The 11,077-nt window shown below is 69.5% G+C and carries 11 protein-coding genes; 5 read left to right on the top strand and 6 right to left on the bottom strand.

What is annotated here, in order from left to right; all coding sequences use genetic code 11:
• Both WYO_RS25025 and groES read right to left on the bottom strand, forming a co-directional pair.
• A partial coding sequence (locus WYO_RS25025) for a TCP-1/cpn60 chaperonin family protein (protein WP_007567862.1) occupies positions 1–451 on the bottom strand: 451 nt, incomplete at its 3' end.
• A gap of 72 nt (positions 452–523) precedes the next feature.
• On the bottom strand, positions 524–814 hold the full coding sequence (gene groES, locus WYO_RS25020) for a co-chaperone GroES (protein WP_007567860.1): 291 nt from the start codon (positions 812–814) through the stop codon (positions 524–526).
• Between the two features lie 209 nt (positions 815–1,023).
• On the opposite strand from groES, the gene WYO_RS25015 reads away from it, so the two are divergent.
• The 3 genes from WYO_RS25015 to WYO_RS29130 all read left to right on the top strand — a co-directional run bounded on the left by WYO_RS25015 (position 1,024) and on the right by WYO_RS29130 (position 4,256).
• Complete coding sequence (locus tag WYO_RS25015) at positions 1,024–2,010, top strand: CorA family divalent cation transporter (RefSeq protein WP_007567857.1); 987 nt, start codon at positions 1,024–1,026, stop codon at positions 2,008–2,010.
• Between the two features lie 196 nt (positions 2,011–2,206).
• Positions 2,207–3,667 (top strand): PAS domain-containing methyl-accepting chemotaxis protein, encoded by a 1,461-nt coding sequence (locus tag WYO_RS25010; RefSeq protein ID WP_007567855.1) that lies wholly within the window; start codon positions 2,207–2,209, stop codon positions 3,665–3,667.
• Positions 3,668–3,866: 199 nt separating this feature from the next.
• Positions 3,867–4,256: a DUF3455 domain-containing protein gene (locus WYO_RS29130; protein ID WP_007567854.1), complete on the top strand. Its 390-nt coding sequence runs from the start codon at positions 3,867–3,869 to the stop codon at positions 4,254–4,256.
• A gap of 7 nt (positions 4,257–4,263) precedes the next feature.
• Here the strand turns inward: WYO_RS29130 and pdeM are convergent, their stop codons facing one another.
• From pdeM to WYO_RS24990, 3 genes are read right to left on the bottom strand one after another with little or no spacing between them, the layout of a single operon-like run.
• Positions 4,264–4,977, bottom strand: a complete 714-nt coding sequence (pdeM, locus tag WYO_RS25000; RefSeq protein WP_007567852.1) for a ligase-associated DNA damage response endonuclease PdeM — start codon at positions 4,975–4,977, stop codon at positions 4,264–4,266.
• A gap of 41 nt (positions 4,978–5,018) precedes the next feature.
• A complete protein-coding gene (locus tag WYO_RS24995; protein ID WP_047170934.1) occupies positions 5,019–7,535 on the bottom strand; it encodes a ligase-associated DNA damage response DEXH box helicase in 2,517 nt (838 codons plus the stop codon).
• Complete coding sequence (locus WYO_RS24990) at positions 7,532–8,488, bottom strand: alpha/beta hydrolase (RefSeq protein ID WP_007567848.1); 957 nt, start codon at positions 8,486–8,488, stop codon at positions 7,532–7,534. The genes WYO_RS24995 and WYO_RS24990 overlap by 4 nt, the downstream gene beginning before the upstream one ends.
• Positions 8,489–8,688: 200 nt before the next feature.
• Between WYO_RS24990 and WYO_RS24985 the strand changes: the two genes are divergently transcribed.
• Together WYO_RS24985 and WYO_RS24980 are read left to right on the top strand one after the other, a co-directional pair.
• Positions 8,689–9,033 (top strand): DUF6460 domain-containing protein, encoded by a 345-nt coding sequence (locus tag WYO_RS24985; RefSeq protein WP_007567846.1) that lies wholly within the window; start codon positions 8,689–8,691, stop codon positions 9,031–9,033.
• Between the two features lie 38 nt (positions 9,034–9,071).
• Entirely contained in the window at positions 9,072–10,451 is a 1,380-nt protein-coding gene (locus WYO_RS24980; RefSeq protein ID WP_007567844.1) for an MATE family efflux transporter, read from the top strand.
• 74 nt (positions 10,452–10,525) lie between these two features.
• Here the strand turns inward: WYO_RS24980 and WYO_RS24975 are convergent, their stop codons facing one another.
• The gene (locus WYO_RS24975) at positions 10,526–10,864 is read right to left on the bottom strand and encodes a hypothetical protein (RefSeq protein ID WP_007567842.1); all 339 of its coding nucleotides are present in this window, start codon (positions 10,862–10,864) and stop codon (positions 10,526–10,528) included.
• Positions 10,865–11,077: the final 213 nt, after the last annotated feature.

Here is an 11,077-nt window from a genome sequence, read left to right as displayed (position 1 = left end):
AGATCGTGCCGACCTGGGCGACCTCGTCGGAGGTCGAGACCTTCTTGGCGCGCGCGATGATGTCCTTCACCGCAGCGGCGGTGGCGAGGTCGATGCCGCGCTTCAGGTCCATCGGGTTGATGCCGGCGGCGACGTACTTGGCGCCTTCGCGGACGATGGCCTGGGCCAGCACGGTCGCGGTGGTGGTGCCGTCACCCGCGATGTCGTTGGTCTTCGAGGCCACTTCGCGCACCATCTGGGCGCCCATGTTCTCGAACTTGTCGGCGAGCTCGATCTCCTTGGCGACCGTCACACCGTCCTTGGTGATGCGCGGGGCGCCGAAGCTCTTCTCGATCACGACGTTGCGGCCCTTCGGGCCCAGCGTCACCTTCACCGCGTCGGCGAGGATGTCGACGCCGCGCAGCATCTTATCGCGCGCGTCGGCGGAGAAACGAACGTCTTTCGCTGCCATGGTTTGCCTCTTGTGGTTGGGTTGAACCCCAAGGCCTCGGACGGCCTCAAAGGGCGGGGAAAGGCGATCCGATCAGAGAGCGACGACGCCCATGATGTCGGATTCCTTCATGATCAGGAGGTCCTGACCGTCGATCTTGACCTCGGTGCCGGACCACTTGCCGAACAGGACGCGGTCGCCGGCCTTGACGTCGAGCGCGTTGACGCGGCCCTGCTCGTCGCGAGCGCCGGGGCCGACGGCGACGATCTCGCCTTCCTGCGGCTTCTCCTTGGCGGTGTCCGGAATGATGATGCCGCCCTTGGTCTTCTCCTCGCTCTCGATGCGACGGACGACCACGCGGTCGTGCAGCGGACGGAACTTCATGAGCTGCCCTCTTGCTTCAGGTCTGCAGTTGGCGTTGATGCGGCCTGCGGGACCGCTTCCAAACCCGACTGTTAGCACTCTGTCTTGGCGAGTGCCAATGACGGCGGCGAGATAGCCCTCGCCTGGTTCCGAGTCAAGGCTGTCGCACCCGCGCGCGACGGCGCGATGACGCGACATCAGCCTTCATTTCCCACGGACAACGCGCTCTCATGCTGAGCCTGCACGGACCCGACGGCGCGGTTGCGCTGGACCTTGGCGGCCCGATTTCCGGCAACGCCGTCTGGCTCGACCTGAACGATCCGAGTTCCGAGGAAGCCGCCGCCGTCGAGGCGGCAACCGGTCTGCGCGTGCCGTCCCGGGCGGCGCTGTCGGAGGTCGAATCCTCCAGCCGGCTGCGGCGGGTGAAGGGCGGCCTGTCGCTGTCGACGCCGATGATCACCTTCGAGCGCAGCGACTCGCAGCTGAAGCCGCTCGGCTTCCTCCTGTCGAAGGACCACCTCGTCACCATCCGGTTCCACGAGCTGCGCGCGGTGGACTCGGCCCAGAAACGGATCGCCGACGGCGACGGCAGCGTATCCCCGAGCGAGATCTTCCTGGTCATCCTGGAGGAGCTGGTCGACAGCCTGGCGGACGCCCTCGAGGACATGGCCTCGGAACTCGACCAGCTCTCGACGCGCATCTTCGACTTCGACCTGCGCGGCGCGAATCGCCGCCGGATGGAGAGCCCGCCGCCGCGCCGGCGCGACCTGGCGCTGCGGCGGATCCTGCGCGGGATCAGCAACCGCGGGAAGGTCCTGGGGAAGATCCGCGCCAGCTTGCTCGGCCTCGAGCGGATCGTGCCGTTCGTGTCGGCCGCCTGCGACGGGCTCGGGCTGCCGGAGGATGGGCGCTTCGAAACGATTCGGCGGGATATCGAATCCCTCGACGAGTTCGAGACGCGGCTCGCCGAGAACGTTCAGTTCCTGCTCGACGCGACGCTCGGGCTCATTAACATCGAGCAGAACAACGTTTTTCGCGTCCTCACCGTCGTCTCGGTGGTGGGCGTACCGCCGACCCTGATCGCCTCGATGTACGGCATGAACTTCAAACACATGCCCGAACTGGATTGGGCCTACGGCTACCATTACGCGCTCGGCCTGATCCTGTTCAGCGCCCTGGCGCCGATCGTGTACTTCCGGATACGCGGCTGGTTCTGATATTCGCACCTACGTTTGGATCGTTTGCCGGAGGTTCCCCGAAAATCTCGGAATACTAGAAGTACAAGAGTTCAAAAATTCGCATTTCTGTCTTGCGCGCCGCAATCTAAGCCGGCATCGTTTCTGAATTCGGCAAGTTAGGTCAAAATTAACGTACTATGCGCTAGGTTTCCGCTCGAGAAGCGCGAGCAGTGATATGTTCAAAAAATCGGTTTACAGCGAGTCGCAGGCCAAGCTCGACGCCTTGAATCGGTCGCTGGCCATCATCGAATTCTCGATGGACGGCCAGGTTCTCGATGCCAACGAGAACTTCCTTAAATTGATGAAGTACACGCTCGCGGATGTCCGCGACAAGCACCATCGCATCTTCGTCGACCCGGCCTTTGCCAAGAGCACGGAATACACGGATTTCTGGGCGAAGCTGAAGGACGGGCAATACGTCACCGGCGAGTTCCTGCGCCTCGACAAGGACGGGTCGGAGGTTTGGCTGGAAGCGACCTACAATCCGGTGCTCGATGCCCGCGGCAAGCCGGTGAAGGTGGTCAAGTTCGCCGCCGACATCTCGGCCAAGAAGAATGACATCGACCGCCTGATGTCGATGATCGACAACATGCCGGTTGCGGTCATGACCGCCGATCCGCGCAACGATTTCAAGATCAACTACCTGAACACGACCTCGCGCAAGACGTTGGCGCCCCTGGAGCAATACCTGCCGATCAAGGTCGACGAGATGGTCAACAACTCGTTCGACGTGTTCCACAAGAACCCCCACCACCAGCGCAACATGCTGGCGGATGCGAGCCGGCTGCCGCACCGGACCAAGATCAAGGTCGGCCCGGAGACGCTCGACCTGCAGGTCACCGCCGTCAACGATCGGAAGGGCCGGTACATCGGCCCGATGCTGACCTGGGCGGTCGTGTCCGCGCAGGTGAACATGGCCACCGACGTGAGCCGCGTCGTCGACGCCGTCGGTTCGGCAATCCGCGACATGCAGCACTCGGCCGAGGGGCTGACGCAGTCGGCGGATTCCGCCCGCCAGAAGGCCTCGTCGGTCGCGTCGAACTCCGAGCAGATGAACGGTGCGATCCAGGAGATCTCCGGCCAGGTCGGGCGGGTTTCGGAGCGCGCTCGGCAGATCGCCATCCAGGCCGAGACCACGGACGCGACGATGCGGCAGCTGGCCGAGAACGCGCGCGAGGTCGACGCGGTCGTGAGCATGATCAAGTCGATCGCCGGCCAGACCAACCTGCTGGCGCTGAACGCCACAATCGAGGCGGCCCGGGCCGGTGCCGCCGGGCGGGGCTTCGCGGTGGTCGCCAGCGAGGTCAAGGCTCTGGCCGAACAGACCGCCAAGGCCACGGGGGAGATCACCCAGCAGGTGGCGGCGATCCAGAACGCCACCGGCGAGGCGGTCGGGGCGATCGAGATGATCACCGCCGCCGTGGCCGAACTCTCGACGCTGACCCTGGCGATGGCCAGCGCCGTCGAGGAGCAGGCGGTCTCGACCCACGAGATGTCGGGCAATATCGGCGGGGTCTCGCAGGCTGCCAATGCCACCGGTCAACTGGCGGAGGCCGTCCTGGGCGTCGCCGAGAGCCTGGCCGTCCACTCCTCGGATCTCGCGGAGAGCATCGACCGGTTCATGAAATCCGCCTGAGCCAACGGACGGGGGCAGGCCGCGGCATGAAACCCGCAAGCGGCTTCCCCCGTTCCGTGGTTCGACCCGTCCGGACGGAGCTGAACCGATCGCCTACGCCCTGACCAGAACCCTGCGGCCTGCCCTCATCACCCTCGCGTGCTGCGCGCCGGCCTTCGCCCTTGCCGAACCGGCGCGCCTCGCGCCGCCGGCCGGAAGCGTGTCGATCGCCAGCTTCGCCGCGCGGGGAGCGCAGATCTATACCTGCATCGCCGGGGAGGGGGCCCCGGTCTGGAGCGCCGCCAAGCCCGACGCGGACCTTGCCCAGCCGGATGGGCGCGTCGTCGGGCGCCATTTCGAGGGTCCGACCTGGGAGATCCAGGACGGGTCCCGGGTGGTCGGGTCGGTGATCGACCACGCCCCGGCACCGCAACCGCACGCCGTCGCCTGGCTGATGCTCTCCGCCCGCGCCACCGGATCGGGAATGCTCGCGGGGACACGCTACGTGCTGCGCAGCGACACGGATGGCGGGGAGAAGCCGGCGGGCGGCTGCACGCCGGGACAGACAGTGCGCGTGCCCTACACCGCGACCTACACGTTCTATCGCTGAGCGCGCGTCAGTCCCGGGCGAGTTGTGCCCGGCCGATGGCGAAGACCCGTCCGTCCCCGAGCAGATGCGCCGTGAACCCGTTCGGGAAGAGGCCTTCGATCGCCCGGTCGCGGACATTCAGCCCGCCCGCATAGGCGCCGAAGGCCGGCATTACGAGCCGGGTGCCGTCGGTGACGAAGCAGCGCCGGCGGACCGCCCGGCCGCGCATCGCGACCTTGCCGCAGGGATGGAGATGGCCCGCGATCTCGCCGATCACGGGTTCCGCGCTCGGCTCGTGGCGCAGGACCAGGCCGCCGAGGGTCAGCGCGTCGGCATAGCGGCCGCCGACGCCCTCGCTGACCGCGGCATCGTGGTTGCCGGCGATCCAGACCCAGTCCCGTCCCTCCTGCAGGGCCGCCACCATGGCCCGGTCGCCGGGCTCCATCCGCTCCGGCCCGCGGTCGTCGTGGAATGAATCGCCCAGGGCGACCACGCGGGCGGGATCGTGGCGGGTCACGGCCTCGTGCAGGCAGGCCAGGGTCTCGCGGGTATCGTAGGGCGGCAGGAACTGGCCGGTGCGGGCTGCGTAGGACGACCCCTTCTCCAAGTGGAGGTCGGAGACGATCAGCGTGCGATGCTCCGGCAGCCATACGCCGCCGCACAGGTCGAGCATCAGGGTCTCGCCCGCCAGCAACAGGGTCGGGTGCTTGTGAGTCTTCTCGAGTCTCAGGCCGGCCGCCAAGATCGCATCCTCGGATTCGTCGGGGGAGGGCGGATCGCCGGTCAGGACAGAGCTTCCTGAAGAAGCTCGGCCTCCGCCTCGGCCAGGATCTCGTCGGCACCCTCGCCGTAGACCCGCTCACGCCCGATCTCGAGCATGACGGATACGGAGAGCGGCGAGACCCGGTCGAGAGCCCTGTGGATGATTCGCCCCTGGATGCGCTCTAGCATCATGCCGAGGCGCCTCACGTCGAGGAGTCCGGTTGCCGCATCCTGCCGCGCGGCCCGGAGCAGGAGGTGGTCGGGCTGGTGCTTGCGCAGCACGTCGTAGATCAGATCGGTGGAGATCGTGACCTGCCGGCCGGACTTCTTCAGGCCCGGATGGTGGCGCTCGATCAGGCCGGCGATCACCGCGCATTGCCGGAAGGTGCGCTTCATCATCGCCGATTCGTCGAGCCACGCTTCGAGGTCGTCACCCAGCATGTCGACCGCGAACAGGTCGCCGATGAAGTCGGGATCGAGCACGGCCCGCTCGGACACGTCCCGGGTGGTCCAGATCGCGATGCCGTAATCGTTCGCCGCGAAGCCGAGGGGGCGCAGCCCGTCGCGTTCCAGCCGGCGGGTGAGCAGCATGCCGAGCGTCTGGTGGGCCAGCCGGCCCTCGAACGGGAAGGCCGTGAGGTAATGGCGCTTGCCCCGGGGAAAGGTCTCGACGAGCAAATCGCGCTCGCCCGGCAGGACCGAGCGGCGGCGCTGCTGCTGCAGGTACTCGCCGATCTGCTTCGGAAGGCGGTCCCACTCGAACGGGTCGGCGATGATCGCCCGGACCCGCTCGGCCAGGAAGGTCGAGAGCGGAAACTTCGCGCCCGCATATGAGGGGATCGCCGGATCGGTGCCGAGCGGCGCGCGGGTCACCAGGGCCTCGTCCTCGGCCAGGCCCTCGAACCGCAGGGTCTCGCCGGCGAACAGGAAGGTGTCGCCGATCGTGAGCGTGTCGGCGAACTCGTCCTCGATCTCGCCGAGCACCCGTCCGCCCTTCGGCAGGACCGTGCCGGGCTTGCTCCGGAGCGTCCGGCCGAGCCGCACCCGCACCCGCGCCGCCTCGACGATCGTGCCGACATTCATCCGGTAGGCCTGGGCCGTCCGGGCGTCGCGCACCCGCCACAGCCCGTCGGACCCGCGCAGGATCTTGGCGAAGCGCTCGTAGGCCCGCAGCGCATAGCCGCCGGTGGCCACGTAATCGACCACCTGCTCGAAGGATTCCCAGGTCAGCCCCGCGTAGGGCGATGCGGAGACGATCTCCTCGTAGAGCCCCAGCGGATCGAAGGCGTCGGCGCAAGCCATGCCGAGCACGTGCTGGGCGAGCACGTCGAGGGCGCCGAGCCGGGCGTCGGGGGTGTCCTGCGCGGCCTCCTCGACGGCGTCGAGGGCCGCCTGGCATTCCAGCATCTCGAAGCGGTTGCCCGGCACCAGATAGGCCTTCGACGGCTCGTCCATCCGGTGGTTGGCCCGGCCGATCCGCTGCATGATCCGGCTCGCACCCTTGGGCGCCCCGACATTGACCACGAGATCGACATCGCCCCAGTCGATACCGAGATCGAGGGTCGCGGTGCAGACGATCGCCCGCAGCTGGCCCGCCGCCATCGCGGCCTCGACGCGGCGGCGCTGCTGCGCATCGAGCGAGCCGTGGTGGATCGCGATCGGCAGGGCGTCGTCGTTGAGCCGCCAGAGCTCCTGGAACGTGTACTCGGCCTGGAGCCGGGTGTTGACGAAGACCAGCGTGGTGCGGTGCGCGCGGATCAGGTCGTAGATCGCCGGCATCGAGTGCCAGGCCGTGTGCCCCGAGATCGGCAGCGACCGCCCGAGATCCAGCATGCGCAGGTCGGCCTTGGCGCCGCCCCGGACGGTGACGAGGTCGGCCATGGCGGGCGGCGAATCTGCGCGCTGCGGCACCAGATACTTGCGCAGCTCGTCCGGCTCACGGACCGTCGCGGACAGGCCGATCGACGCCAGGTCCGGGCTGAGGCGGTGCAGCCGGGCAAGCGCCAGGGCCAGCAGGTCGCCGCGCTTCGAGGTCACGAGGGCGTGCAGCTCGTCGAGGATCACGCAGCGCAGCCCGGAGAAGAACGCGGCGGCGTCGCGATGGGCGATCAGCAGCGCCAGCTGCTCGGGCGTCGTGAGCAGGATGTCAGGCGGGCGGCTGATCTGCCGGGTGCGCTTGTGCGCGGGCGTATCGCCGGTCCGGGTCTCGACCCGCACCGGCAGCGCCATCTCGGCGATCGGCGTGTCGAGGTTGCGGGCGATGTCGACCGCGAGCGCCTTCAGCGGCGAGACGTAGAGGGTGTGCAGCCCCCTCGCGGCCTTGGGCTCGGCTTTGGCGGCTTCCCGTTCCGAGAGGGCGACGAGGCTCGGCAGAAACCCCGCCAGCGTCTTGCCGGCCCCCGTGGGTGCCACCAAGAGGGCCGAGCGGCCCGCCCGGGCGATCCGCAGTAGGTCGAGCTGGTGCGACCGGGGCGTCCAGCCACGCGCCGCGAACCACGCCCGGAAGGCCGGCGGCAGGATCTCGTGGGCGTCGCTCAGGCCAGGGCCATCAGGAAGCGGTCGATCAGCTCGAGGGCGCGCTCGCTCATCGCGCTCGGGTAGCGGGCGAAGACGTGGCATCCGCCGGGATAGATCGCGGTGTGGCCGCCATTGCCGGCCGCCGCCCAGCGGGCCGACATGTACAGCGTGTCGTCGAGGAGCGGATCGGCGGTGCCGATGGTGAACAGGGCCGGCGGCAGGCCCTTCAGGTCGGCGTAGATCGGCGAGACGTCCGGCCGGCGCCGGTCGATCCCCTCGCGGACGTAGCCGTCGGCGAATTTGGTCAGATCGCGGGTGTTCACGACGAGGCGCTCGTCGCCCCAGTTGCGCACCGACGGGGTCAGGCCGAGGTCGTAGAACCCGGCATTGAGGTTGGCGCCGCGGAACGCGCGCGGCTGGTCATGCAGGTCGCGCAGGCGCAGCAGCACCATCACGGCGAGGTGGGCGCCGACCGATTCGCCGCCGATCGTCAGCGCATGGATCCCGAACTCGGCCCGGCCCGGCCCGGCGAGCCACAGGGCCGCGGCCTCGCAGTCGAGCAGGGCGGCGGGGTAGGGATGTTCGGGGGCGAGCCGGTACTCCACCGACAGCACGACGAAGCCGCAGGCATCGGCGATGCGCTCGAGCCACGGATCCTGCTCGTCGGCGGCGCCCCAGACCCAGCCGCCCCGGTGAATGTGGAGATAGGCGCCGCGCAGCTTCGCCGGGGCCTTCGGGCGGATGACCCGGAGCTTGAGCGGGCCGGCGGGCCCCTCGATCGTCAGCCACTCGGCCCGGGCGCTGTGCGGCATCGCCGGCGCGGCCTTGGTGCCGGCGCGACGGCGGGCGCGCACCTCCTCGATGGGCAGCGACCAGGGGTCGGGCAGGGCGGCGTGAGCCGCGACGATCTCGGCATTCAGCCGAAGCGTCTCCGGATCGATCGTCGCCGGGTCGAACAGGGCGTGGTCGATCATGCTGGGTCTCGTCCCGTCGGCTTTGTCCCGCGGCCATTCCCGGCATCTTGGCGGGACGGGTCTCGCTTGCCATCTCGGGTCCGTGGGTGAAACCCGCTAACGCCTGATCCGGGATCCGGTTTCGACGCGGTGTGGTGTGCCGGCCACGGTTCCGCCCGCTTCGTCGCCGATCCGGGTGCCCCTGGCTTCATGAGGACGCGATGCTCGTCGATCACGACCGGCGCCGGCACGGTGCCCCGCCGCCGAATGGCACCTACGACGCGGAAACCTATCCGCCGCGGGCCTCCGCGCTGCGCCGATTCCTCGGCGGCTCGCCCGCCGGCGTGTTCCTGCGCCTGCTGTTCCTGTCGACGCTGGTCGGCGCCGGCATGTCGCTGCTCGGCCTCACGCCGGGCCGGCTGTTCTGGCGGATCTACGATTCGGCCCAGGCGCTCCTAGAAATCGGCCTCGCCTCCCTGCACGATTTCGGCGGCTGGATCGTCGCCGGGGCCGTCGTGGTCATCCCGCTCTGGCTGATCTCGAGGCTGTTCGCGACGGCGCGCTGAGCGCATCGCAAATCGTCCGGGTCGGCTAAAGTTGCGGCATGACGCATCCGCCTGCCGCCGCCCCGGTCCTGCCGACGCACCGTCGCGTCCTGGCCCTGGCCCTGCCGATGACGCTGGCCAACGTCACGACGCCGATGCTCGGCTTCGTCGGCGCGGCGGTGATCGGGCGGCTCGGCGACGCGGCCCTGCTCGGCGCGGTGGCTTTGGGCGCCGTCATCTTCGACGCGATCTTCTGGTCCTTCGGGGCCCTGCGCATGGCCACCGCGGGCCTGACCGCCCAGGCGGTCGGCGCCCGCGACGGCGCCGAGGTCGACCGCATCCTGGCCCGGGCGATCATGGCGGGCGCCCTGATCGGCCTGAGCTTGGTCGCGCTGCAATGGCCGATCGCTCAGGCGGCCTTCGCGGTGAGCGGCGCGAGCGAGGCGGTGATCGCGGGCCTCGCCACCTATTTCCACATCCGCATCCTGTCCGCCCCGTTCGTGCTGGCGAGCTACGGCGTGCTCGGCTCGGTGCTGGGGCGCGGGCGGACCGATCTCGGCCTGCTGCTCCAGGTGGCGATCAACCTGGTCAATGTCGGGCTGACCCTCGCCTTCGTCCTCGGCCTCGGCATGGGGCTCGCCGGTGCCGCGCTGGCGGCGCTCTGTGCGGAGGCGGCCGGGCTGGCGCTCGGGCTGGTCGTGCTGGCGCGGCTCGGCTCGCGGCCGTTCCGGGTGCCTCTGCGCGATCTGCGGGACGCCGCCGCCCTGCGCCGGACGCTCAGCGTCAACCTCGACGTCATCCTGCGCACCCTGGCGTTGATCACCGCCATCGTGCTGTTCTCGGCGCTGGGCGCCCGGCAGGGCGACGTGGTGCTGGCGGCCAATTCCGTCCTGTGGAATCTGTTCATGATCGGCGGGTTCTTCCTAGACGGCTTCGCCACCGCGGCCGAGACCCTGTGCGGGCAGGCGGTGGGCGCGCGCGACGCGGAGGCGTTCCGGCGGGCGTCAGCCTTGAGTTTGCGCTGGTGCCTGGGGTTCGGGATCGCGGTCGGCCTCCTCGCCTTCCTGGGCGGGCCGGGCTTCATCGACTTCGTCACCACCAGCACGCCGGTGCGCGAAACCGCGCGGGCCTATCTGCCGCTCGCCGCCCTGGCGCCGCTCGCCGCGGCCGCGCCGTTTGCCTATGACGGGATCTATATCGGGGCCACCTGGACCCGGGCGATGCGCAACCTCATGTTGGGCGCGCTGGCGATCTACGGCGCCGTCCTGGCGCTGGTCCTGGCCCTGGGCCTCGGCAATACCGGGCTGTGGCTGGCCTTCGTGGCCTTCCTGGGGGCGCGGGGCCTGTTCCAGGCCGTCGCGTTCCCGGGGCTGTTGCGCGAAACGTTTCGCAGGCCGCCACCCTCCGCCGCCGGAAGAACCGCGTCCGACTTCGCGTAGCCTTCGCGGGCCGGCATTTGCGGCGGCCCTTCGCCGAAGGGCCGCCTTGCCGGGAATCCGTGGCCTTCTCCCGGTCAGTGCGGATCCTTCCAGGCCGTGGCGGCCGGCGGCGCAGCCCGGGCGACCGGCGCGGCCGGGCGCGGCAGTTCGGCCTCGGCCCGCCGCTGCGGCGCCCGGCGGACGCTGCCGGCGCGTCGGACCCGGCGGACGTGGCGCCGTCCGCGCTCGCTGGAATTGCCGACGAACCCGCCGACCACGGCGCCCGCGACGGCCCCGATCGGGCCCGCCACCAGGGCGCCCGCCACCGCGCCGGAGCCGACCCCCAGGGTCGTCCGGCTCTGGGCCCGGGCGGGATCCGGTGCCCCGGCCAGGGTCAGGCCGGCCAGGATGAAGACAGTCGTGAGAGCGCGCATGAGACCGGATCCCGGGATCCAAGGATTGGACGTGGCCGGCCTTTAGCCGTGAGAACATGACCAAAGCACGGCTCGATACAGTCGCCCGCCGGACAGTATCAAACGCCGCACGGACTCACCGATACCGCGCAAGCCGATGTGGCACGCGGGTCGTTCTGCTCTAGGGTGCACCGCAACGAAGACCGGCCGAGGAGCGGCCGCAGGAGGGAATGC

Origin of the sequence: Methylobacterium sp. GXF4, assembly GCF_000272495.1 — a bacterium.
Taxonomy (GTDB): Bacteria; Pseudomonadota; Alphaproteobacteria; order Rhizobiales; family Beijerinckiaceae; genus Methylobacterium; species Methylobacterium brachiatum.
This window is presented reverse-complemented; position numbering and strand designations above follow the sequence as displayed.